The 24,788-nt window shown below is 49.4% G+C and carries 24 protein-coding genes; 8 read left to right on the forward strand and 16 right to left on the reverse strand.

Going from position 1 to position 24,788, the window contains the following annotated elements; translation table 11 throughout:
• Positions 1–18: 18 nt before the first annotated feature.
• Together J7E21_RS11525 and J7E21_RS11530 are read right to left on the reverse strand one after the other, a co-directional pair.
• Positions 19–975 (reverse strand): ketopantoate reductase family protein, encoded by a 957-nt coding sequence (locus tag J7E21_RS11525; protein ID WP_215107803.1) that lies wholly within the window; start codon positions 973–975, stop codon positions 19–21.
• A gap of 84 nt (positions 976–1,059) precedes the next feature.
• Positions 1,060–2,118, reverse strand: coding sequence for a YkvI family membrane protein (locus J7E21_RS11530; protein WP_215107805.1), 1,059 nt, complete (start codon positions 2,116–2,118; stop codon positions 1,060–1,062).
• Between the two features lie 183 nt (positions 2,119–2,301).
• Between J7E21_RS11530 and J7E21_RS11535 the strand changes: the two genes are divergently transcribed.
• Together J7E21_RS11535 and J7E21_RS11540 are read left to right on the forward strand one after the other, a co-directional pair.
• Complete coding sequence (locus J7E21_RS11535) at positions 2,302–2,859, forward strand: TVP38/TMEM64 family protein (protein ID WP_215107807.1); 558 nt, start codon at positions 2,302–2,304, stop codon at positions 2,857–2,859.
• 87 nt (positions 2,860–2,946) lie between these two features.
• Positions 2,947–3,723 carry an alpha/beta fold hydrolase gene (locus tag J7E21_RS11540; protein ID WP_215107809.1) on the forward strand — a complete coding sequence of 259 codons (777 nt, stop codon included), beginning with the start codon at positions 2,947–2,949 and terminating at the stop codon, positions 3,721–3,723.
• Between the two features lie 68 nt (positions 3,724–3,791).
• Here J7E21_RS11540 and J7E21_RS11545 read toward each other — a convergent pair whose 3' ends face one another.
• Together J7E21_RS11545 and J7E21_RS11550 are read right to left on the reverse strand one after the other, a co-directional pair.
• Positions 3,792–4,568, reverse strand: coding sequence for a 3-hydroxybutyrate dehydrogenase (locus J7E21_RS11545; RefSeq protein WP_215107811.1), 777 nt, complete (start codon positions 4,566–4,568; stop codon positions 3,792–3,794).
• Positions 4,569–4,591: 23 nt separating this feature from the next.
• On the reverse strand, positions 4,592–5,911 hold the full coding sequence (locus J7E21_RS11550; RefSeq protein WP_215107813.1) for a GntP family permease: 1,320 nt from the start codon (positions 5,909–5,911) through the stop codon (positions 4,592–4,594).
• Positions 5,912–6,110: 199 nt separating this feature from the next.
• Between J7E21_RS11550 and J7E21_RS11555 the strand changes: the two genes are divergently transcribed.
• Positions 6,111–6,992, forward strand: coding sequence for a LysR family transcriptional regulator (locus J7E21_RS11555; RefSeq protein WP_215107815.1), 882 nt, complete (start codon positions 6,111–6,113; stop codon positions 6,990–6,992).
• Positions 6,993–7,044: 52 nt separating this feature from the next.
• On the opposite strand, the gene J7E21_RS11560 is transcribed toward J7E21_RS11555, so the two are convergent.
• The 6 genes from J7E21_RS11560 to J7E21_RS11585 all read right to left on the reverse strand — a co-directional run bounded on the left by J7E21_RS11560 (position 7,045) and on the right by J7E21_RS11585 (position 12,387).
• Positions 7,045–7,848 carry an ion transporter gene (locus J7E21_RS11560; RefSeq protein ID WP_215107817.1) on the reverse strand — a complete coding sequence of 268 codons (804 nt, stop codon included), beginning with the start codon at positions 7,846–7,848 and terminating at the stop codon, positions 7,045–7,047.
• Between the two features lie 156 nt (positions 7,849–8,004).
• Entirely contained in the window at positions 8,005–9,168 is a 1,164-nt protein-coding gene (locus J7E21_RS11565) for an iron-containing alcohol dehydrogenase (RefSeq protein ID WP_215107819.1), read from the reverse strand.
• Between the two features lie 115 nt (positions 9,169–9,283).
• A complete protein-coding gene (locus J7E21_RS11570; protein ID WP_215107822.1) occupies positions 9,284–9,931 on the reverse strand; it encodes a class F sortase in 648 nt (215 codons plus the stop codon).
• 7 nt (positions 9,932–9,938) lie between these two features.
• On the reverse strand, positions 9,939–10,745 hold the full coding sequence (locus J7E21_RS11575; RefSeq protein ID WP_215107824.1) for a DUF4397 domain-containing protein: 807 nt from the start codon (positions 10,743–10,745) through the stop codon (positions 9,939–9,941).
• Positions 10,746–10,937: 192 nt separating this feature from the next.
• Positions 10,938–11,606 (reverse strand): reverse transcriptase-like protein, encoded by a 669-nt coding sequence (locus tag J7E21_RS11580; protein WP_215107825.1) that lies wholly within the window; start codon positions 11,604–11,606, stop codon positions 10,938–10,940.
• A 124-nt stretch (positions 11,607–11,730) separates the two neighbouring features.
• Entirely contained in the window at positions 11,731–12,387 is a 657-nt protein-coding gene (locus J7E21_RS11585) for a potassium channel family protein (protein ID WP_215107827.1), read from the reverse strand.
• A 377-nt stretch (positions 12,388–12,764) separates the two neighbouring features.
• On the opposite strand from J7E21_RS11585, the gene cysK reads away from it, so the two are divergent.
• The 4 genes from cysK to J7E21_RS11605 all read left to right on the forward strand — a co-directional run bounded on the left by cysK (position 12,765) and on the right by J7E21_RS11605 (position 16,392).
• Complete coding sequence (gene cysK / locus J7E21_RS11590; protein WP_215107829.1) at positions 12,765–13,682, forward strand: cysteine synthase A; 918 nt, start codon at positions 12,765–12,767, stop codon at positions 13,680–13,682.
• Positions 13,683–13,833: 151 nt separating this feature from the next.
• Positions 13,834–14,622, forward strand: a complete 789-nt coding sequence (locus tag J7E21_RS11595; RefSeq protein ID WP_215107831.1) for an ABC transporter ATP-binding protein — start codon at positions 13,834–13,836, stop codon at positions 14,620–14,622.
• Positions 14,606–15,361, forward strand: coding sequence for an ABC transporter permease (locus J7E21_RS11600; protein WP_215107833.1), 756 nt, complete (start codon positions 14,606–14,608; stop codon positions 15,359–15,361). The genes J7E21_RS11595 and J7E21_RS11600 overlap by 17 nt, the downstream gene beginning before the upstream one ends.
• A 38-nt stretch (positions 15,362–15,399) precedes the next feature.
• Positions 15,400–16,392, forward strand: a complete 993-nt coding sequence (locus J7E21_RS11605; RefSeq protein WP_215107835.1) for an ABC transporter substrate-binding protein — start codon at positions 15,400–15,402, stop codon at positions 16,390–16,392.
• 38 nt (positions 16,393–16,430) lie between these two features.
• Here the strand turns inward: J7E21_RS11605 and J7E21_RS11610 are convergent, their stop codons facing one another.
• The 6 genes from J7E21_RS11610 to J7E21_RS11635 all read right to left on the reverse strand — a co-directional run bounded on the left by J7E21_RS11610 (position 16,431) and on the right by J7E21_RS11635 (position 23,555).
• Positions 16,431–17,978, reverse strand: a complete 1,548-nt coding sequence (locus J7E21_RS11610; RefSeq protein WP_215107837.1) for a Na/Pi cotransporter family protein — start codon at positions 17,976–17,978, stop codon at positions 16,431–16,433.
• Between the two features lie 151 nt (positions 17,979–18,129).
• The gene (locus J7E21_RS11615; RefSeq protein ID WP_215107839.1) at positions 18,130–18,996 is read right to left on the reverse strand and encodes a YusW family protein; all 867 of its coding nucleotides are present in this window, start codon (positions 18,994–18,996) and stop codon (positions 18,130–18,132) included.
• Between the two features lie 129 nt (positions 18,997–19,125).
• Positions 19,126–20,424 (reverse strand): MFS transporter, encoded by a 1,299-nt coding sequence (locus tag J7E21_RS11620; RefSeq protein ID WP_251047967.1) that lies wholly within the window; start codon positions 20,422–20,424, stop codon positions 19,126–19,128.
• A gap of 112 nt (positions 20,425–20,536) precedes the next feature.
• Positions 20,537–20,896 carry a hypothetical protein gene (locus tag J7E21_RS11625; protein ID WP_215107843.1) on the reverse strand — a complete coding sequence of 120 codons (360 nt, stop codon included), beginning with the start codon at positions 20,894–20,896 and terminating at the stop codon, positions 20,537–20,539.
• A 164-nt stretch (positions 20,897–21,060) separates the two neighbouring features.
• Entirely contained in the window at positions 21,061–22,407 is a 1,347-nt protein-coding gene (locus J7E21_RS11630) for a GntP family permease (protein ID WP_215107845.1), read from the reverse strand.
• Between the two features lie 14 nt (positions 22,408–22,421).
• Positions 22,422–23,555, reverse strand: a complete 1,134-nt coding sequence (locus tag J7E21_RS11635; protein ID WP_215107847.1) for a glycerate kinase — start codon at positions 23,553–23,555, stop codon at positions 22,422–22,424.
• 126 nt (positions 23,556–23,681) lie between these two features.
• On the opposite strand from J7E21_RS11635, the gene J7E21_RS11640 reads away from it, so the two are divergent.
• Entirely contained in the window at positions 23,682–24,758 is a 1,077-nt protein-coding gene (locus J7E21_RS11640) for a CdaR family transcriptional regulator (protein WP_215107849.1), read from the forward strand.
• Positions 24,759–24,788: the final 30 nt, after the last annotated feature.

The following is a 24,788-nucleotide window of genomic DNA, read 5'->3' on the forward strand; positions in this document are numbered from 1 at the left end:
GAAAATCGGCAAGTGGTTTTATTTTTGCATGCTTTGCTCTTCGATGCGTACTTTATAATTTTGTTCGATGACCCGGATCAGATGGGTCATCGCCGAATTGACAGGCGTTTCTATACCGTGTTTTTTTCCGAGTTTGACGATGCCGCCATTGATTACATCGATTTCCGTTTTGCGTTTTTTCAACACATCCATGAGCATCGACGATTTATTGCCGCCGATATCTTGATGGCCCATCCGCAGACATTCTTCGACTACCGCCTCCGCGTCCACGTGGACTGATTCCGCCCGAGCGACGAGCACCGCTTCTTCGATGACAGAACGAAGCAACTCTTCCCCGTCCGGCGTATTGATAATGTCTCCGTTTTTCAGTCGCGCCAAAGCCGTAATTGAATTGTATCCAGCATTGACAAATAGTTTATTCCAAATGACCGCTTGCACATCTGAAGATAGTTCCGTTTTCAACCCGGCATCGCTGAGCTTACGAGAAAAACCTTTAAGAACTTCCGCGGCAGGCCCTTCCGCCACTTTTCCTAAATAATTTTTGCCCCAGCCTCTATGCAAAATCGTGCCATATTCTTCGACGCTCGCCCCGTGCCCCATCGTTCCAGACACGACCATGTTTTCAGGGAACAGCTGTTGGATGGTCTCGGCATTGCCAATGCCATTTTGCATCGTGACGATGACCGTCTCATCCTTGAGTGTGCCGCGCAATTTGCCGAGCACCGCTTCGTTCGCCTGGGCTTTGAGAAGTACGAGGAGCACATCCACACGGTCTTGTGGCGGGAGCTCCTGGATCACTTCCAGTTTAATCTGCGTGACCGAGTTATCTTTTTCGACAATCTGCAGGCCTTGGCGATTGATCGCCTCCACGTGGCCATTGAGCCGGTTATAAAGACGGACCTCTTCTCCTTGTGCCTTTAACTTCCCGCCAACCAAACAAGCCATCGCTCCCGCTCCAACTATTAAAATATTCATCGTGTCCCTCCTCATTATCTTGCCTTTGTTTCCTTCACTATACCAAAAAGGCCTTCTGTCTGAATAGAAGGCCTTTTGATATTCTCATGCGTTGCTTTTTCGGCCTACTTTGCGGATATCTGCCAAGATCAACGCGCCGACTAGAAGCAGACCGAGATAACCGACTGCCGGGTAGAGCCAGTTGACCAATGCCGTAAACCCGAGAAAACTGAGCGCGAATGCTGCGAGCCCTGCAATGATTACGAAAATCCGGAACTTCTTCGTGCCCATTTCCGTAAAACGCGCAGAAAACGACAGCAGCATACTGACAGCGGTATTGTATATCATCGCAAAAATGACGATAGCCATAATGATGCCGAGAAGCGGTGAAATATTGTCCCCAATGGCAAGCATCGGCAAATCAGCTTCGCCGACTACATCCACTTTCGCGAATATTGCCACATAACTGAGCAAAATCAAAAAACCAAATCCAAGTCCACCGATCAATCCTCCACGGGCAGCCACTTTCTCGTCTTTTTCGGCTCCGCCCATGACGAGCGACATCGATGCACCTAGTGCAATCGCCAGCGACACGTAGTTAACCGCCGACAACAGCCAGTTCGGTGTAGCCGACAGCTGTTCTCTCGCGACTGGATCCAATGAAGCGAAACTGCCGTCCATTGTCGCGACGCTGTAAATGGCGATTCCCACGACCATCAAAATCAAAAACGGCGTAATGCTAGAAATGACGGTGATGACTTTTTTGACGTTCATCATGATCGTCACGATGACGAGCGCAATCATGAGCGTGCGGCCGAATGCTGGCGCAAAATCGAATTGCTGGGAAAAAATCGATCCGGCTCCAGCAATCATGACAACTAAAATTCCAAACAAGGTCAAAATCAATGTATAATCGATGACTTTGCCGAGCCATTTCCCGCTGATGCGGTATACTACATCTTCGTGTGAAGTCGTTTGCATCCGGCTGCCGAGACGCGTTAAGATCATTCCGATATAGCCGAACAATGCCGTTGCGACCAGGACGCCTGCCAACCCCCAATAACCGAAACTGGTGTAGTATTGCAAAATTTCCTGTCCTGAAGCGAAGCCAGCACCAACCACAATACCGATAAAGGCGCTGGCGATTTTCAAGCTTCTTTTCATAAAAACCCTCTCCTTTTTCTCTGAAACAAATATTTCTACAATCTATACATATGTTTTTTTAGATGTTTTTTAATACCCTTAAAACAATCACCATCAAACAAAACCTTGCTTTTTTCCTTGCTTTTCCTTGCTTTTTCGCTTATTCTTCCTTATTAGTAAGCAAGATGGAAGGCGGAAAAACCTGTGGATTTAACGGAGTTCGAACAAACGCTCGAAAATTTCATAAACCAGGCAGGACTTTGGGCGCCGCTGCTGTTTATCGTGCTGCACTTGATCAGGCCGTTATTGTTCCTGCCGGTCATTGCAGTATGCATAGTAGGTGGATTTCTTTTCGGGTTTGTTCAAGGAGCCATCCTCTCCTTTATTGGGTTGACGCTCATGAGCTTTGTTTCCTATATGCTGATCAATGAATTTCCACGCTTCCGCACTAAGCTCGCAATTTTAAAAGACAAATTGTTCCCGGACCGCAATCTTACCGTCACTCAAGTGATGATTTTAAGAATCATGCCGTTTATCCACTTTCACATTTTGTCATTTTATCTGATGGAAATGACCCAAACGCGAAGAGAATATATGTATTATTCCGCACTTGGATTGATCGCCCCGGCCATGCTCTACACCGCTTTCGGGAGAGCCATTTCACAATTCCCCTGGTACACGACGTTAAGCATGTTTTTATTGCTTGCTGCTTTGTTCAGTTTTATCGACAAATGGCAAAAACAAAAGGCTAAAACCGAATGAACTCTAACAAGCGCAGACGGAAATCCGTTTGCGCTTGTTATGTGGAGGTATAGTATTCTTATAGATAGAAAAGAGAGGAACAAATTTATGCCCCTATTTAAAGCGAACGATATTGACTTATATTATGAAGACACCGGTCACGGCAGGCCGCTTATTTTGTTTCATGGCCTGACGAGCAGTTCGGCGATGTTTTACCGCGAAATCAATTTTTTCGGAACAAAGCGCCGCGTCATTGCAATGGATTCCAGGGGCCATGGCCATTCGGGCAAACAGGAATCTTATACACTAGAAGACCACATCCAAGATGCCATCGCTTTACTGGATCATCTCCAGCTTGAACAGGCCGATGTACTCGGCATTTCCATGGGAAGTTACATCGCACAAGGACTGGCTGCGAGACGGCCTGAAAGCGTCCGGAAATTATTATTGGTCGCGACCAAATCCTTCGGCGAACAATCTTCCATGACGGAGTTATTTGACCGATATCCAGAAGAATTCGACGGTTTATCGATCCGCGATAAACTAGCAAATGCAGAGAGCTTTATGTACCACCGTTTAACGGCAGTCAAGAAATGGCAGAAAAAGACCGCAGAAAACAGCCTTCAATTGACATTAGAGCAGCAAGGCATCGCATCCCGTGCGTTAGAGAGCTTTGATTTGCGCCACGAACTTCAAAAAATCCAAGCTGAGACTTTGGTCATCAGCGGGCGCTATGATGAGTTGAACCCATCGGACAGCGGACGGGAAACCGCACGACTGACTCCCCATGCCAGCTTTTTGGAATTCAAACGTTCAGGCCATGCCCCGAATGTGGAACAGGTGCGCTTGTTCCTCGGAATCGCCGAAAACTTCTTTGATGAATAAACTTAATCGCCCGCTGTTGACTGCGAGCCAATAAAAGCAAAAAGCACGGCGCATTTAGCGCCGTGCTTTTATTGTGCTGTATAGCCACCGTCAAGAACCGTTGCTTGCCCAGTAATCCCGCGGGCTTTGTCGCTCGCAAGAAACATTGTATAGTCAGAGATTTCCTGGACCGACAGCAAGCGTTTTTGTGGAACCAATGGATAGATGACTTCTTCTAGAACACTCTCGAGTGAAACATTGCGCGTCTTCGCCAAATCGGCCATCTGATTGCGCACGAGCGGCGTGTCGACATAGCCTGGGCACATCGCATTGACGGTGATCCCGTGTTCGGCGCCTTCGAGTGCCGCGACTTTCGTCAAGCCGATTACGCCGTGCTTCGCGCTATTGTAAGCCGCTTTTCCTGCGAATCCTACGAGCCCATTGATCGAGGCCATATTGATGATGCGGCCGGACCCTTGCTTTTTCATGATCGGGAACGCATGCTTTGTCGCGACAAACGGCGCAATGAGCATAATTTTGATGAGCAATTCATATTTTTCTGTCGGGAAATCTTCAATCGGTGAGACATATTGCATCCCTGCATTATTGATTAAGACATCCAGTGAGCCGAATGTTTCGACCGTTTTGTCGATTGCAGCTTTTATATCGTCTTCGCTCGTCACATCACATTTGATGCCGATGCAGTCGAAACCTTGATTTTTCAATTCTTCCGCCGCTTTGTGCACCGCTTCTTCGTTAATATCGGTCAGAACGATTTTTGCGCCTTCTTTTGCGAAGTCGGCGCTGATTTCATAACCGATGCCGCTCGCGGCACCAGTGATCAATACTACTTTCTTATCTACCATAATGAGTCCCTCCAATTAAAATTTTAAAGTCCAAGTCCTAATGTGAACAGGATGATTGCAATCGTCAATCCGATGAGCGGCACGATGACCGTCACGGCACCCATTGCACCATAAGCTGCTCTATGGGTCTCACCACAAATCCCTTGAATCGTCGTTACAACATAACCGTTATGCGGCAAGGAATCGAGCGCACCGGAAGAAATGGCGATTGTCCGGTGAAGTGCTTCTGTGTTGACGCCCATATCGATATAATGCGGCGCGATCAACGGCAAAGCGATAACTTGTCCACCGGATGCAGAACCTGTCAAACCTGCGATGACACTGACCGCCACAGCTCCACCGATCAGCGGGCTTCCTGGGATGTTCGTCATAGCATCAACTGCCACTTGGAACGCCGGCACTGCTTTTGCGACGCCGCCAAACCCAACAACTGCGGCCGTGTTGCCGATAGCAATCAAAGCCCCGATTGTTCCGTCTGTTAATGCTTTTCCAAGATTGATGAAATACTTCATGTTCAATAGATACGTTGTGATAACCCCGCCGAGCAATGCCAAAATCAAAGCAGAAGTTCCAAGAGAATCATGGAAAATGAATGAAACAGCCAATACAACAAGCAATGGAATCAAGCCAGTAATCGGATGCGGCAAATCGCGATCTGTCATTTGAGGATCAGTTGCACGAGATTCAAACTGCTCTCCTTTATTCACTGCTTTATCGATCATGCGCTTCAACCACCAGTAGCCGAAGAATGCCATGAATACAGCTACAATGATACTGACTTCCCAGCCGGCATATGGGCTAGTGCCTAAATATTCAATCGGAATCCAGTTTTGAATTTCCGGTGATCCGGCAGAAGTCATCGTAAATGTTACAGATCCTAAAGCAAGAGCAGCCGGGATAAAGCGGCGTGGCAGGTTCGCTTGTTTGAACAAGCTAAGCGCCATCGGGTAAACCGAGAAAGCAACAACAAACAAGCTAACTCCACCGTAAGTCAATACCGCACAGGCAATGACAATGGCCAATACCGCTCTTGACAAACCGAATTTTCCTACTAGCCATTTGGAAACGCTGTCTGCAGCCCCTGTATCTTCCATAACTTTACCGAAGATGGCACCCAGCAAGAACATCGGGAACCATGAGGTAATAAATCCGGAGAAGCCGCCCATATAGTTTGTGAGCAGATTCACTTCCCCTTCACCTACCATTTGCGGAAACAACGGCAAGCCACTGAGAACCGCGACGAACAAAGCTGATAGTGGACCTGCAATCAGCAAGTTCACGCCTCTCATAGTTAAAACAATAAGTAAAATAAGTCCTCCAACCATTCCAATCATACTTAACATGGTAATTCCCCCTTTTTGAATGTGTTACGGTTTTTTGAACAATTTGGAACCGCTTACTTTTCTCCCTGAAAAGAATTGTTGAATTATCTAAATATTTAGTCCGAAAACCTTTTTTTACTATACAACGTAGTTTACGATAGGTAAAATGAATAATAATAATAGCTTTCATAGATATTCGTTATAGATAAGGAGATTAAATATGGATATTCGACAACTCAGTTATTTTATAGAAGTTGCCAAACATAAAAGTTTCACAAAAGCAGCACAGGCTCTTCATGTCACACAGCCAACACTAAGCAAGATGGTCAAAAACCTGGAACAAGAAATGGACGTATCGCTGTTCGATCGTTCCTCGAGAAAAGTGCGTTTAACCGATGCCGGGGAGGTCGTATTTGTCCAAGCTCAAAAAATCGTCAACAGTTTAGACGATTTGTCTTCTTCTTTGTATGATGTCATGAGCTTGAATAAAGGCAAAATCACAATCGGCCTTCCTCCTGTCATCAGCACCTTGTTTTTCCCGACGATCATTGCCGCATTCCAATCCCGCTATCCCGATGTGACCGTCATTCTTGTCGAAGACGGTGCCAAGAAAGTGGAAAAAAAGTTACTCGAAGGCGAAGTCGACCTCGGCTTTGTCATGTTGCCGGTAGATGCAGAACGCTTTGATGTCCTGCCGTTTGTCGACCAGGAAATCAAACTGCTCGTCCACGAAGACCATCCGCTTGCCGATCAACCCTTGCGCAACTTGATCGATTTCCGCAACGATCCCTTTCTGCTCCTCAGCAAGGAGTTCACGTTAAACAGCCGGACGATTGAATTTTGCCGAAGCGAAGGCTTCGAACCGAAAGTCGCTTATGAAAGCTCGCAATGGGATTTCATCGTCGGCATGGTCGAAAAAAACCTGGGCGTCACCTTGATGCCGAAACTGATTTGCGACCGTGTTCAAGACGGGCCGTTCCGGACAATTTCTTTGACCCAAACATTCCCGTGGCGCCTAGGCATCATCATGGCGAAAAATCGCTACGTGCCCTACGTTTCCCGCGAGTTCATTTCACTCGTCAACCAATTGCCGAAAGTCTGATCCCACTAAAAAAGAGAAGCTGCCCGACTTGGGCAGCTTCTCTTTTTGTTATTTACTTCCGGTCGACGAGCGTTTGGATCATGCTTTTCAGTTCACCAACTTCTTTTCTCAAGTCATCGATTTCAGATGTATCTTCTTTGATTCCTTCCAGCTCGGCTGTTTCTTTATCGATTTCATCCGAAATTTTCTGGGCGTTGTTGACGATTTCCCCGACGATCAAGTTGATCATCAAGAACGTCGAAACGATGATGAATGAAATAAAGTAAAGCCAAGACCAGGGCTCCTCTGCAAATACGGGACGGAAAATACCGCTTGCCCAAGACTCCAACGTGAAAATCTGAAACAAGGTAATAAGTGATAATCCAAGATCCCCAAAGAATTCAGGCTCAATATCCGCATAAAAGAACGTGCCGATTACTGCGTACACGTAAAAAATGATCGACATCAGCAAAATGACACTCGTGATGGTCGGAATCGCCATGAACAGGGCCGTCACGACACGGCGCAGGGACGGAATGGTCGATACGGTCCGGAGCACTCGCAGCACACGGAAAATCCGCAGCACGCTGATGTACGGCGAGTTATACAGAATAAGGCTCCCCATGACAATGATAAAGTCGAAATTATTCCAGCCATTTTTAAAAAATTCCGTCCGGTATGCGAACAACTTGGCAAGAATCTCCAAGACGAAGAAAGCCAGAATGATGATATCCAAAACGAGCAGCCAGGATCCGTAATTTTGTGCAATTTCCGGATAGGTTTCCAGTCCGACGAGAAGCGCGTTAAAAACAATTAAAATGGTGATAAATGTATTGAACCGTGCACTTTCCACGATTCGTTTCAGTGATTCTTTCATAGGCCGACAGACGACTCCTTAATTGATCTTATGTAATATGCTTTTCCGTTCAAAAGTTTCGTTTAATTATAGCACGGCTATTAAAAGGAAACGCACATCAGCTGATCGATTCGCCTCGTTTTGTTTCAAAAATGTGACGGACCATCGGAATCATTTTTATCGTCCTGCAAAAGCTGATTTGTAAATACTGTATATATCGTCGCGCGCAAGCGGCATCGGACTTCTTGCCAAGATGCGCTTTTGTTCGGCTCCGGCGTCCGCTAAACGCTCGAGCGCTGACTCCGGGATGCCGAAGCCTTGCAATGTCGTTTCGATGCCCACATCTTTTACGAGCCGGTGAAGCTCATCGATACAGCGGGTGGACGCACTGCCGGCTGATAAGTCTTCTGTCGAAAAACCGAGTGCTTCGTAGATATCTTTCATCCGTTCTTCGCAGCTCGGCCGGATATAATCCATAACATACGGCAGCAGAACGGCGTTCGATTCCCCGTGGGAGATATGGAACTGCCCGCCAAGCGGGTACGCAAGTGCGTGGACGCCGGCGACCCCCGCATTGAAGAAAGCAATCCCGGCAATAAAACTGCCATAACTCATCGCAGAGCGCGCATCACGATCATTGCCGTCTTGGACCGCTGTCCGGATGGAACCGCTGATCAAACGGATTGCCTGAAGCGCCATTGCGTCCGTTACGGGATTTGCGTTGACGGAAATATAGGCTTCGACTGCATGGGTCAATGCATCGATACCGGTCGCTGCCGTTATTTTCGGTGGCAGGGATAAAGTCAATGCCGGATCCACTATCGCCACGTCCGCCAGCAGCCAATCATGGGCAATGACATCTTTCGTCGTTTCCAAAGACAGCACTGAAATATTGGTCACTTCAGAACCGGTGCCTGAAGTCGTCGGAATCAAAATTTTCGGCAGCCCCTTTTCCTCGATGGCGCGTGTGCCCGATAAATTCAAGTAATCGGCGACAGTTCCAGCGTTTGCGGCCAACACTGCGGCGAGCTTCGCCAAATCCAGCGCACTGCCGCCTCCGAGACCGATGACCAAATCGAACGAGCCGTTCTTGGCGAACGCTACCAGCTTCTCACCCACGGCCAGTGGCGGTTCCGGCACAACCTCCGTATACAGGCTGATTTTGCAGCCTGCCCTTTCAAGCGGGCCTGTTACTTGATCAGCCAAACCCAGCTCTACCAAAAACGGATCGGTCACCAGCAGAATGTGTTTTCCATCAAAACGCGCGACTTCTGCAGTCAATTGTCCCAGCGCCCCCCATCCGGTATAGCTAAGAGGCACAAACGTCACTTTTTCAGCCATTTTCTCCACTCCTTTTTATGAATTGCTTTTATTATCGCAAAGTTAGTTCCAAAAACGAACTGAAAACAGAAAATTCAAACAAAAAAAGACGCCTCCTGCGAAGGAGACGCCAATTCTATTCTTCTGATAGCGTTGCATAAACAAGCAAACGCTCTTCTCTCGTTCCCCGGTCAAAATCATACGTTCCAGAACACGTAATCAATACAAGCTCCGGTGACGACTGATAGCCGAAGACCGATTCTATATCCGCCAAATCAAGCGGGACCGATTCCATGGCACGAACGGTAAAACGCAAATCGCCCTCGTCACCCGCCATCAGAATCTCATCGCCTGGTTCGAGTTCCGTCAAATCCCAAAATACAGCAGGCCCGTCCAAATCATCAACGTGCCCGGCAATGACCGCCCGGCCTCTTTGACCAGGGAGGTAGCCTTCAGAAAACCAGCTAAGCTCATCGCCATTGTCCGGTACTGCCATTTCCCCCGTTTCGGTCATACCGAGATGCAAGACCTCAGCTTCCACACCAATCGATGGAATCGACAGCGTGTGCGGCGAGATGCCCGGGCGCTTCAAGTCATCGAACGGATTCGTGGTCTGCTTGGGCTTGGACTGGACGGAAGGTGTGGTCTGCTCGGACTGGGCAGCGGGTTTTTCCGACCACGCCGGCTGCGCTTTGACCTCGAAGCCAACTTCTGCACTGCGGACGCTCACTTCATCTTCAACTGTATTGGAGCATCCAGCAAGCACGAACACTGCAAGTAACATTACTATTCTATTCTTGAAAACGTTTTCTCCACACTAGCCCGCTTGCTGCAACTAAGAACAATGCGCCACCGATCAACAACCAAATCGATTGTGACTGTTGTGGTGTTCCTAGACCAGTTGTCGGCATGCCATCCGGTGAACCGGCAGCTTCATAGTCAACTAGCGCAATTACTTCAAGCGAATCGACTGTGTTGACTGCAAAGACTGAGTAGACAGTATCTGCAGCAAGTTCTGTGCCTTCAAGCGGCAAGACTTGTGTGCCATCCGGCAAGCGGATTTCCAAATCATAGCTGTCTGGAGCAACTTCTGCATAATCCGTTACTGCTTTAAACTCAGCTCCGCTGAACAAAGCATCTCCACCGATGATGCCAACATCAACTGCTGGAGCATCCGGAGACAAATGACCGACGCGGATTTTCGCTTGGCCTTCTGTTACTTCCATGGAATCTTCAGCGACAACAAACTCAATGGACTCCAATAGGTTCGCAGCTGCTACTGTGTAAGCTTTTCCAGCTTCCACTTCCAAATCAGCCTGCAAGACGCCTTCACCTGCTGCATATTCAGTGCCTGCAGCAAATACTTCTACATCATGTGTACCAGCCGGGACATCCAAATATCCAGAATCCGTTTTGAATGGTACTTCTTCGAGCGTTAAATCGCCATTGACATAAACGTCTACTGCAGGAGCATCAGGTGAAGCGTGTAGAACTCTTACTTTCGCACCGTCACCGTGTTCATCTGCCATGACTTGAGAAGCGAGGAGGGAAAACAGCACCAGCATTGCGACAGAGAGGGATACAGCAATCTTCTTCATGTGGCCAACCTTCTTTCGTATAGTTTTTTGTATAACTTTTGTACACCTTATTTATACACTGATATAAAATAAATATCAATAGATAATAGAATATTCTGATAAATTTGAGCTATATGACATAAAAAGCGATACAAACTTTCATTAAAAGGAAAAAACTGCCAGAAGAATACCTTCTAAGCAGCTTTCATCTCGTTATTCATTTACAGCGTTTATATCGACCAAACTTTCGATAACCGTATAGTTGAGTGCTTGAGTCGCCAAGCGATCCGCTTCGGCATTTTCCTTGCGGGGAACGAATTCGTATTCCGGATGGACGCCGATTTTTTCCAGGCGCTCGTCGATGCGGTCCGCCCACCTGGCAAGCGCTTGTTCCGGTACCGCCCACTCCCCGCTCATTTGATTGACCAGCAGTCGGGAATCTCCGATAAAACGCACCGGCAAATGGTGGACACCGAGCAATTCCAGCTCCTGAACCGCCATCGACAGCGCCGCATACTCCGCTTCGTTATTCGATTCCAATTCATCGATTGCCGAGTTTTTCCGCAACCGGTATTCTTTACCGCTTTGCTTATAGTAAATCACGCAGCCAAGCCCCGCCCTTTTCGTGTGGCGGTCAAAGCCGCCATCATAATAGACGATGACGTCATGCGGCTCGGTTTCGATTTCAGCTACGTAGTTTGTCAGCTCTTTCAAACTCCAATTGCTGTTATGCCGGTCGACAAATTGCAAACGCTTCGTCCTTCCAGTGCTTTCAAGGTCTGCGGCTATTTGAACGGCATCGTTCGCTTCGAGTTCTTCCGAAAGAAACTGCAGCACTTTGTCTTTCGGTGATTTATAAGCCCAATCGATCCGCACTTTCATTTCGTCACCGTCCTTTTAAATCAATCACGCCGGGGCGTGATGTTTCCGGATTCCCCTTTGTGCTTATACAAGGTTTTTTCAGGTCTGATGTTTTCAGCAAGTTTCCGCATTGCTGTCGAAATCATTACAGGCCTTTGGCTTCAAAGCGTTTCAGGTCATCTTTATGTCCCATTGCAATCAAAATATCCCCGGTTTGGATTGAATCTTCAAGTAGCGGCGCGATATTGACATCTTCACCGTTTTTCAAAGCTAGAATCATACAGCCGTATTGCTTGCGGATATTCAGTTCACCTAATGTTTTGCCGATCACCTTTTTGGATGCCTCGAGCTCAATAATGCTGTAATTCGCTGACAAATTAATGTAGTCGACTACTTTTTCCGAATCGACGTGGTGTGCTGTTCGGATACCCATTTCATATTCCGGCTGGATGACCCGGTCTGCGCCGATTTTCTCTAAAATCTTTTGGTGCTGCTGATCGCGTGCTTTGACCCATACTTTCGGGACGCCTAGCTCTTTCAGCATCAGTGTACACAATACGCTCGCCTGCAGATCATCGCCGATCGCCACGATGGCGTATTCAAAATTCCGGACGCCCAGCGACTTCAGGCTGCCTTCATCCGTCGCATCCGCTATTGCTGTATGGCTCGCATAATCGGAAATCGCGTTGATATTTTCCGGATTGGAATCGATCGCCATGATTTCATGCCCGAGTTCATACAGTTCTTTGCAGACGCTGCTGCCGAAGCGCCCAAGGCCGATCACCACTATTTGCTTTTTCATATCGTTTCCTACTTTCTATTGGGTGATTCGAACAAATTCTCGTTACCAAAATAGTACGCTACCGCATCGCATTTTGTCGAAGATTTCATACCGTGTGGCTTATTCAAATGGCCTGGCCTATAAACAGTCTATTATTATAGTAGTTTCACTAATGAGTTTTGTTTGCCGATCTTCCTCCATGCAACTTTTTTCGGCACGGATGTCCCCGCAGTTTAGCACCCGACTCTTTAAAAACAGAGGAAATCTTATTGCTCTAGTTCTACTCCAATCAACTTTTCCAGTAAGCGAACGAACAATCAATTGGCACAGTTTCTTCCTTTATACTACAATGGGAATTAATATCCTTCATACCCGATAGAGAAAGGTTGTTTAATTCAATGAAACCCTATGATTCCATTATCGATTTAATCGGCAATACACCTGTCGTCAAATTGAATCGGCTCGTCCCTGAAGGCGCTGCCGATGTTTACGTGAAACTTGAAATGTTCAACCCGACCAAAAGCGTCAAAGACCGCGCTGCCTATAACATGATACGCGAGGCAGAAGAATCCGGTGAACTGGCGCCCGGTTCGACAATTATTGAGCCAACGAGCGGCAATACCGGCATCGGCCTGGCAATGGTTGCAGCCGCAAAAGGCTACCGCTCGATTCTCGTGTTGCCGGACAATGCGACTCAAGAGCGCATCAACTTGCTCAAAGCATTCGGTTCGGAAGTTGTGCTGACACCAAGTGATGATAAAATGCCCGGCGCGATTCAAAAAGCGCTTGAATTGCGCGAAACGATTCCGAATAGCTATATTCCCCAGCAATTTGAAAATCCGGCGAACCCGGATGCGCACCGCGGAACGACAGCGATGGAAATTCTCGAGCAAATGGACGGACAGCTCGATGCCTTCGTCGCTTCAGCAGGTACTGGCGGAACGATTACCGGAACTGGCGAAACCTTGAAGGAAAAATTACCGAACCTTCACATAACCGTCGTCGAACCGAAAGGATCCCCTGTACTTTCCGGCGGCAAGCCGGGCAAACACAAACTGGTCGGGACAAGCCCCGGCTTTGTGCCGGACACACTCAACACAGCTATCTATGATGAAATCATGGCGATCGAAGATGAAGATGCGATTGATATGTTCCGCCGTGCAGCCCGTGAAGAAGGCGTCTTTGTCGGCCCTTCCGCCGGCGCGACCATTTTTGCGGCGATTGAAATCGCCAAACGGCTCGGATCAGGAAAAAAAGTATTATGCATCGCCCCGGATACCGGGGAACGCTATTTGAGCATGAACCTATTTGAATAAGTTTTGAGTAGTAAAGGAGAGGCCGCGGCCTTTCCTTTTTTTTGTGGAAAAAAGTTTTTCCCAGCATATCTTGACAATCCCTATAAAAATACTATACTTTATTAAAACGATATCCGATTGGAAAGGTAGGTTTTATAGCCGGTGAAAATTTTTGTTTATTGAAATCCAGCAAATCAACAAAATATATACCGATAAGGACAATCGCGCCAACACGGTTTTACAAGATATTAACCTCGAAATCCCGAAAGGCCAGTTCGTCTCGATACTCGGCCCTTCCGGCTGCGGCAAATCCACTTTGCTGGCGATGATCGCCGGATTGACCTCGGCCTCGTCGGGCGACATCATCGTTGACGAGAAAAAAGTAATGAAACCTGGCAAAGACCGCGGCATGGTGTTTCAAGAAGCGGCATTATTTCCATGGATGAACGTGACCGAAAACGTCGTGTTCCCGCTGCGCAAAGAAATGAACAAAAAACAAGCGGCAGAGCGCGCCCGCCATTTCCTGCAAATGGTCCAACTCAGCAATTACGCTGACCATTATCCGCATGAGTTGTCCGGCGGCATGCAGCAACGCGTCTCTATCGCCCGCTCGCTCGCGATGGACCCAGCTGTCCTGCTGATGGATGAACCGTTCGGCGCGCTGGATGAACAGACGCGCAGCCGGCTTCATGGACAATTGGAGAAAATATGGATCGACACGCAAAAGACCATCGTCTTTGTCACCCACAGCATATCCGAATCGATCAAATTATCCGACCGCATCGTTGTTATGGGGACGCGTCCGGGTACGGTGATTGCCGATACCACAGTCGATATCCCGCGTCCGCGGGAAGAGCACAAACAGCAAGTCGCAGCACTTGAAGAACATATTATGGGGCTGTTGAAAACGGAGATCGACAAAGTCATAAACGAGGAGCTTGCGTATGAAGCCCGCCGTTAAGCGCCTCCTCTTTTATAGTGGACTTATTTTATTCTGGGGACTCGGCTCCCATTTCGAATTATGGCACGAGACCATACTTCCTTCGCCATTCAGCGTATGGGACTCACTCGTAGCCGGATTTTCTGATATGACTTTGGTTTACGATTTGGTGGCAAGTTTCCGCCGCCTGTTCATCGGCCTCGTCGTCTCCATTCTCATTGGGACCGCGCTCGGCATCCTGCTCGCCCGCTCCATAACCGCCGATGAAACGATCGGCTCGATGGTTCTGGCATTGCAAAGCGTACCGAGCATCATCTGGCTCCCTCTTGCAATGATGTGGTTCGGCCTCGGCGAAGGCGCCATCATCTTCGTCGTCATTCTCGGCGGTACGTTCGTCATGACATTGAACGTCCGGACTGGCATCAAAAACGTCAATCCGCTCTACATAAAAGCAGCCCGCACGATGGGCTCGAACGGCATCGACTTGTTTTGGAAAGTCATCATTCCCGCTTCTGTCCCGTACCTCGTCACCGGTGCCCGTCTAGCTTGGGCATTCGCATGGCGCGCACTCATGGCAGGTGAATTACTGAGTGCCGGACCAGGCCTTGGCTACACCTTACGCTACGCTTCCGACTTCGGGAATATGGCACTCGTCATCGGCGTCATGATCATCATCGGTGTTGTCGGCGCAGTGGTCGACCAAATGATTTTCCAACGCATCGAGAAAAACGTCCTGAAACGCTGGGGACTAGAAACATAATAATAGAAGAAACCACACATTAAAGGAGGAATTTATTCATGAAACGATACGGACTACTTTTGGCAACACTAGCTGCAACAGGATTTTTGACAGCTTGCGGTGCTTCTAATGCTGCACAAGATGACGCAGAGAAAACTGTCGTTCTTGGCTACTTCCCGAACCTAGACCACGCTACGGCGATGGTCGCAAAAGACCAGGCATTTTATGAAAGCAATTTACCGGAAGGAACCAATGTCGAGTACGTCACATTCGCTGATGGCGCCGACTTCATGACGGCGTTGAAAACCGGCGATATCGACGGCGGGCTCGTCGGACCGGGACCTGCGATGAACAACTACACGAACGGCGCGGATGTCCGCATGATCGCCGGCGGAGCAAGCGGCGGAACTGTCGTTATGGCTCGCGAAGGCAGCGGCATCGAGTCGCTTGAAGACCTAGATGGCAAAACTTTCATCACGCCTCGCGTCGGCTGCACACACGATGTGCAATTCGAAACATTTATGAAGGAAAATGATGTCACCTCGAACCGCATCGGCGGTGAAATGGTTCACCAAACCGGCAACCCGGCTCAATACGAAGCGATGTTTGCAACCGGCAAGATCGATGTCGCCGTAGCACCTGAACCATGGGCATCGGTACTTGCACAAAACACCGGCGCCAAAGTGATCATCGAACCGGATGAAATTTCATTCGGTACATCGCTCCCGGCTTCTGTCCTCGTCACATCCAGTGAATTGATCGACGCCGATCCGGAAAGCGTACAAGGCATTGTGGATGCACACGAAGAAGCAACTGCTTATATCGCAGACAACCCGGAAGAATCAAAGGAAATCGTCATTGCGACAATCGATGACATCACGGGCCAAAAACTTGAGAAATCTGTCATCGATGGTGCCTGGGGCAATATGTTCTTCAGCACAGACATCGACGGCGCTGAAATCCAAGCATTCGGCGACGCTTCGTTTGATCTGAAATTCCTGAAAGAACAACCGGACTTCAGCGAATTGACCGATACACAGTTTTTGAACTAAACGAAGAAACCCCCACCAAAAAACAGGTGGGGGTTTCTTCATGTCCGCTGGGCTTTTTCCAATCGGGCGAAGGCGCGCCAGGCGTGGTATATGAGCCGGTCGAACCATAACAGCGCGTCGACCTTTTTCAAAACGGTCGCAAGTTCTGCTTCGTTTTTGGCGGCGCGCACATAATACTCATTGCGCCGTGCTTTCCGCTCTATAGCCATTTCTTCTGATGCTGCGCTGAATTCCTGCACCAGCTCCGGCAATTGCTTGTCTTCGGTTAATTCTGCCTTTGCTTTGTCCAAGAGAGGCATCCATTTGCCAGAAGTTCTTGGATGCACCAGATGAGCTTCACGGCCAATCGGTTCTTCAATCACCTGCAACAAGCGATCGACATGGTCGAGCGTGTGAAGAATTTGCACGTGGCGCTGGAAGGCTTCCTGCGGCATGGACTGGATTCGGTCGAGAAAAGTGCGGATCTCCATCGCCGCTCCGTGCAAAGTATCAACTTTGTGCAGGTCCACGGTTCCATCGCGCAACACCACTTGCATCAACTGCATCAGTTCCGCTAAGACAAGCTGAATCGTTTGGTGGACGGCTTCAAGCGCAACTTGCGGCAATTTCGCCACTTGCGGGTTTAAATGCCGGACAAACGGATTTCCTTTTGCCGGCACCAGCTTTTCTATCAGCTTGATAAACGGACGGATCAACAATGCAAAGACGAGAACACCGAGCACATTGAACAAAGTATGGAAAATGGCGATACCAAAGGCAGCGTCGAACTCCTCGAACAGGAGATGGCTGATGAACCTTGTCGCCTGCAATAATTGCGGTGTGAATATCAGCGCCAAAAGAGCCGTCCCGATATTGAACAGCACATGCGTCAGACCTGCCCGTTTCGCGGCAGTGCCCGCTCCGATAGCAGCAAGAATGGCGGTGAGTGTGGTCCCGATATTTTGCCCGATGACCAAATAAGCCGCTTGTTCGAATTCAATCACGCCGGAAAATAGCGCCGTCAAGGTCGTCGCCACTGCGGCACTCGATGATTGCATAATAATCGTCATGATAGCACCGATAAAAACGAGAAGAAAAATATTGGTTAACCCTGCGAAAGAAACGGCGTGCTGCAATTCTGCCATCCCTTCCTGCAAGACGCCGAGTCCAAGAAACAGAAGCCCGAAACCGGCAAGAACTGAACCGTAAGCAGCGATGCGCTCCGGTAAAAATGTTTTCAACAATACGCCGAACCCGACAATCGGCAGCGCCCATCCTTGCAGATCCACTTTAAATCCGATGAGCGAGACAAGCCACCCAGTACTCGTACTACCGATATTCGCTCCCATAATGACGCCGACGGATTGCGCGAAACTGAGCAATCCGGCACTGACAAAACCGATTGTCAATAGCGTAACCGCGGTGGACGATTGGATGATAGCGGTAATAAACGCCCCGGAGAAAATAGCGCGCCCCGTGCCTCCCGCGAAGCGGTTCATCCAACCTTTAATGAATTCGCCGGTCAACTCTTTCAAGGATCCGGTCATAGTTTGCATGCCTAAAAGGAACAAGCCGATTCCACCAAGTATCGCCAAAAGCATCGCCATCCCGTCCACCTCCTTTTTTACAGTGTAAACGAAAAAGTGGCGTTTTATCGAAAAAAATTCAAACTATTCTTTACCTTGATGCGATTCACGCATTCAGTTTTTCACAGAATGAAACCAATAAAAAAAGCCTTCTGCGTGAAGGCTTTTTCCGTTACTTCAAATCATGGGCGAATTTGATTTCCTCGCCGCCCCGGTAGCTGATCTCCAATTCAAAATCTTCCACTTCCGATGCGTCGATTGATAATGCTTTGAGCACTTCCGCTTTCATGTCGTCGATTGACCGGTCCATCGTGATGGAAATCTGGCCAAGCAGTTGTTCCATTTCCTCTACAGCTTGACCGTTTTCGCTTTCAGAGCCGTCGCGGCGCTCGATTTCCGCTTCCCGCTCATCGCTTTCGTACTCATAGCTCGCTTCTCCGCCTCCGACAAACTCAAGATCCACCGAGAACTCGTCCACTTCTCCCGAGGTTGCGCCATTTTCTGTGTCATGATCGATTTCGATTTCTTCACCCGAATCGAATTTCACGTCCAGTTCGAATTCACGGGCGCCTGCTTGTTCTGCCCCGACTGCCTCCAGCACTTCTCGCTTGATTTCTTCAAGCGGACGGTCTGTTGAAAACCGGACTGCTTGGAACAACCGTGCAAACTCATCATGAGCTGCTTGGCCGGAGAGATTCTCGTCGCCGTCACGTTCAATGCCCGCTTTGCCGTCATCATCGTAATCGAACTCCCAATCGCGGTCATCTGTAAATTCTAAATCCAGATCGAATTCGCGGATAACACCCGTTTGGGCGCTTGATTCTGAAGCCGAGCTGTCATTTTCAACCGTTTCTTCTGAATCCGCATCGTCGGCTGAATCGTCTTCTACTGTATCATCATCACCGTTCACCGCATCAGTCGTCACTTGCTGCTCGGCACCGCTTTCTGTCGCAGTCCCTGTCGTTTCTGTAGCTTCGTCTCCAGCACCGCATGCTGACAGAAATAATACTGCAGCCATTCCCAATGTCATTTTCTTCATTGTCTAACACCCTTTCACGTTTTCTGTTCTAGTATTATCGTACCCGCACAAGCTGAACACAAGCTGAGAAGAACATTAGAATTCGATGAGAACAAAAATTCACTAGAGCTATGGGCTCCAGTGAATTTTTCACAAAACGGCTGTTTCTTGATTGCGCCAAAACCAAATGACTACCGGCACCAGCAATAATGATAACACCCCACCGGCCAGCGACAGAAACGCAAAACTGGTCCCGGTAACGACCAACCCAGACATGCCGCCGCCCGTCGCTCCGGCAAGTGCGATCAATACGTCCACCGTCCCTTGCGTCTTCGCCCGCGCTTTCGGCTTTGTCGAATCGACAATCAAAGCGGTGCCGCTGATTAAACCAAAATTCCATCCAAGCCCCAGCAGCGCCAGCGCAATGATCAACACGAAGAGCGAATCACCAGGTGCAAATGCCGAGACAAGACCGGCCGCAAGCAAAGTCACCCCTGCCGCGACGACCATGGCGACGCGCCCGACTTTATCGACTAAGACGCCGGTAACAAGAGAAGGCAGATACATCGCCGCCACATGGATGCCGATAACCATGCCTATTGCATTCAAGCTATGGCCGTGATGCCCCATGTGAACCGGCGTCATCGTCATGATTGCAACCATGACGATTTGAGTGATGACCATGACGGTCGCACCGAGAAAAACACCCCGGCTATTGATTGCAGGTCCTGACGCTTCTTCTTGCCCCGCTGCTGTTTGATCAAGCTGGAGCTTTTCGCTGATCAAGCGGGAAACCATGAGGGGATCTGGACGCAATAATGCAAACAATACAATCCCCGCCACCACATATGCTACACCCGCCAAGATGAACGGTCCGGCAAGTGCCGGCACCCCGATCGATTCTGCGAAACTGCCCATGACACCGACCAAATTCGGCCCAGCAAATGCGCCGAACGTCGTCGCCACCATCGCGACGCTGATAGCTGTACCGCGCTGTTTGGCCGACGCGAGATCAGTTCCTGCGTAACGTGCCTGCAGATTGGTCGCAGTTCCTGCTCCGTAAATGAGCAACGACACAAACAACAGAAAGACATTGCCTGATATCGCAGCAAAAACGACGCCGAACGAGCCGATACCGCCCGCCAAAAAGCCGGAAGCTAAGCCTGTGCGGCGGCCGAAGCGCTGGGATAAACGCCCGACGACAAGCGCAGCTCCTGCTGACCCGAGCGTAAAGAGAAAGACCGGAAGTCCAGCATAGCTGTCCGTTCCGAGCATATCGCGCGCGAGCAATGCGCCTACCGTGATCCCGGCAGCTAAACCTGCCCCGCCGAATATTTGCGATAACATGACAATCCATAAAGTCCGTTTATATAATCCCTGTAATTTTTCTGGGGACTCGATATAGCTTTCAAGCGCTTCACCTGCCGCTTGCCCTCTTTCGCTAGCCATCATTCGGCCTCCATTCGTGATTATATTAGCAGATTCATTATAGCGTGTTTCGTTTCACTTTGGAGACGGAAATTTCAACATAAAAAAAAGAACCCCTGTCGGCTCTCTTTCATCAAACAGCTTGTTCGCTGCTGTCTTCATATTCGCGGCGCCACTTTCTGAGCGCACGGCGTTTTCTTGAATCACGCGCTGTAAAACAGTTCGCGCGGCTCAATAACTCCATGCGCTCCGCTTCATGGACCGGATCGACTTGCCCGAGATGCGTCGCCAGAAAATAATCCAAAAAACGGATTGCTTCGAGATGCTCTGTTGAGGAAGCTGGTGTTAATCTGTTCAAATTCCGTTTCATGCGCTGCATGTCGGTTGCTTCCGGTTCGTGGACAACTGAAAACCGTTTGTAGTAGGCCATCATATCAAAGTATAAACCTCGCGTTTCTTTTCGAAGATTGCTTCGGGTGTTAAGCGTGAGCATGATAATCCCCCCTCTTGTCGTTTCGTACGGATGTGCAAGTGTCCCGCATATATGCCGGTGCTAAGCAGTTATAGTTTTGTACCCTGTTTAGCGTTTTGCTACACCTGAAAAGGGAAAGTCCGAAAAGAAAAAACACCCGGCATGAAGCCGGATGTTGGAATATCTTATACGAGCAGGAACCATAACAGCATCGTGAAGATGATCGTCGTGACTCCTTGAAGTAAAGTCGCCACTGTCTGCGCTTTATATGCATCCGTAATGGTCATACCGCTGAATTCTTTGACGACCCAGAAAAAACTATCATTGACATGGCTGACCGTCATCGCGCCAGCGCCGATTGCCATGACGACGAGCGCCAGTGGAACCGCGCCTTCAATGCCCAGAGTCGGAAGCAGTGGCGCAATCAATGTCGACGTGATGACCAGTGCGGCTGTCGATGAGCCTTGTGCCGTTTTCAGTGCTGCGGCAATGAGGAACGGAATGAGCAGGAACAATGAACCGGTCGCAAAATCGCCGAAGTCCATCGCTGTAATCAGTTCCGCCACTCCAGAATTGGCGATGACGCGCCCAAACGCACCACCAGCACCTGTAATGAGAAGAATCGGCGCTGCTGCGACCAGCCCTTCACCGATCCAGCCCGACAAAGTTTTTTCGCTATAGTCCGGAAGCAACAGCAAGGCAGCCAATACACCTGCAAGCAGAGCCACGGTCGGCGCCCCTAAAAAGGCCAGGAAGCTGGCGACACTTCCTCCGTCTCCGGCAAGATTGGCGATCGAACCGGCAGCGATCAAAACAATCGGCAGCAAAATTGGAAGGAACGCATTGAAAGTGGAAGGCATTTTGCCAAACGACGCGACGATTTCTTCATAATCCAGTCCGCCTTCTTCGGTATCTTCAGGCACTTGGATTTTCGATGCAAACTTAACTGCCCACAAGTATCCGACCGCGACAGCCGGAACCGCTACGACAAAACCGATTAAAATGATGGTGCCTAAATACGCTTCCGCGCCGATGTTTCCGGCAGCGGCGATCGGGCCTGGCGTTGGCGGCACTAAAGTGTGCGTCGCGTATAAGCCGGTCGCAAGTGCTACCGACATGGAAGCGATCGCCACTTTCGCGCGTTTTGCCAGCGCTTTTTTCAAGCTCGACAAAATGACAAATCCGGAATCACAAAAAACCGGGATCGATACGATAAAGCCGATGATCGACATCGCCAGCTGCGGGCGCTTTTCACCGATAAACCTTAGCACGACTTCCGCCATCCGGTAAGCCGCACCGGATTTTTCTAGGATGACACCGATGATCGTCCCGAATACAATGACCAGGCCAATGCCGGCCATCAAGCCGCCAAAGCCCTCATTGACGCTGGCGACGACATCTGCAAGCGGCATGCCGGATGCGATGCCGATAAAGAACGCACCGAACAACAGCGAGAGAAACGGATGGACTTTTAATATGGCCGTCAATAAGACGACGAGGACAACACTTAACGCAATAATGAAAAATAACATACACTTACACCCCTTTAGTTTATTTTCTGATAAGCAGCAATAACTTGTTTCGTTTTCTGGCGAAGATATTTTTCAGGATGCAAGAACGACTGCTTTTGGCTAACGGACTCCCCGACAACCGCATGCACTTCTGTAAAATGTTCCTCTAGCGCGTACCGGCTATCCGAGGCGATCATGCCCGAAACGAGAAGCACAGGCTTTTTGTATCGCGCCGCAAGCTCCGCTACTCCATAAGGCGTTTTACCGGACAAAGTCTGCAAATCCGATTTCCCTTCCCCTGTTAAAACCAAATCGCAGTTTTCCACATGTTCCAAAAATCCGGAAGCTTCCAGCACAACATCGATTCCGCGGCGCATCTGTGCCGGGAAAAACGCCAAAAACGCGCCTCCCGCACCGCCTGCCGCTCCTGCCCCCGGATAATCGTGCAGCGCGATACCGGCAACTCTTTCGACTGCATCAGCATAATGGCGCAGGTTATCATCCAAACGCTCGACCATTTCTTCCGTCGCCCCTTTTTGCGGACCGAAGACATTCGATGCGCCATTTGGGCCGACCAGTGGATTGTCCACATCGCTCGCGATCAAGAACCGGCATTCTTGGATGCGCGCGTCAAACTCTGACGCATCAATCTCCGCCAGTCGGCGCAGATCGCCGCCTCCCGGTTTCACCGGCGCGCCTTGTGCATCCAAAAACTTCATGCCGAGCGCGCGCAGCATGCCGGTGCCCCCGTCATTCGTCGCACTGCCGCCGAGGCCGATGATGAATTCACGCATTCCGGCATCAAGCGCATGACGGATCAATTCGCCCGTTCCTTCTGTCGAAGCGATTTCCGGGTTGCGGTCAATCGATCGAATGAGCGGAAGCCCTGAAGCTTCTGCAATTTCAATGACGCACGTCTTTCCGTCGCCGAGAATTCCGTAGCCGGCTTTAACGGATCTTCCGAGCGGTCCGGTAACTTGTTGGTGAGTGATATGGCCACCCGTAGCTGCGACCAGGTTATTCGTCGTGCCTTCGCCCCCATCAGCGAGCGGCAGCTCCACCACTTGCGCGTCCGGCAACACGTCCAAAATTCCAGACTTCATCGCACGTGCCGCCGCTTGTGCGGAGATGCTGCCTTTGAATGAATCCGGTGCTGCAATGATTTTCATCAAGCTCCCTCCTTTTACGTAAACGCTTACAAAAAATTATAATGCTGCAGGATCGCACTTGCATTATACTGAATGTACATATTCCTACTGAAAATAATCAGAATTTTTATACAAGGAGGCGAAAAGATGATCAGCAAACAAGTGGCCGAAGAAATTGTCGCGCAAACGTCCAAACGCTTGAACCGTAATTTGAACGTCATGGATACGAACGGGCTCATCTTGGCTTCCGGCGAGAAAGAGCGCATCGACCGCATCCACGAAGGCGCTGCCCGCGTCGCGGCTACCGGACACGCACTCGCCATCCAGGATCACGAATCGGAGGCGTTCGGCGGAGCAAAGCCTGGAATCAATTTGCCGATCATGTTCCAAGACGAACTGGTCGGAGTCATCGGCATTACCGGAAACCCCGATGAGCTTGCTGAAATCGCCGAACTCGTCCAATTGACGACCGAGATGATGGTCCATCAATCGCTGATTACTAGCCATACCGAATGGATGCGCAAAACAAATGAGCTCGTTTACGAAGAACTCGCAAGCGGACAGCCGCTTTCTCGTTTCGCAAAAGAACGCCTCGCCTTACTCGGAATGGACAATAAGGCGCCGTACACCGTATTGTTAATCGACCTTGGCGAGATGCCGTCACCGGATATCCGGCTTATCGAGCGGCTCGAGGATTATTTCCAACAAGAACGCGCCTTGCTCGGTTATTCCGGGCTGAACGAATTGTTCGTCTTGTTGACCGGCATCGATGATTTGCGAAAAGACAGCCTTATGCTCGAATTGTTCCGGATTCTACAGCGCCCTGCTGCCCGCATCGGTGTCGGATTGCCGGCACAAACGATTTCAACAATCGTCCGCTCAGCCGCGACAGCTTCGAGTGCTTTGACTTTCGGGCGGACGGCGCATCACTTGGTGTATTATGAAGATGTCGAACTGATCGCGTTATTGAAAAATAATCCGCAAGCTGAACTGGACCGCTTTCATAGCCGCACACTCGATTCGCTATCTGAAGAATTGTGCCGGACGTTGAACGCTTTTTTCGAATCTAATTGCTCCGCTTCAGAAGCTGCAGAACAACTCGGTATCCATCGTCATACGCTCAGTTACCGCCTAAAAAAAATCGAAGAAAAAACAGGGCTGAACCCCGCCAATTTCCAAGAAGCTGTTCATTTATATCTCGCTTTATTATTAAAAAATGTTTAAACATAGCAGAAACGTGGTAACAGTTAAAAA

Origin of the sequence: Planococcus sp. ISL-109 (assembly GCF_018613655.1) — a bacterium.
GTDB lineage: Bacteria > Bacillota > Bacilli > Bacillales_A > Planococcaceae > Planococcus.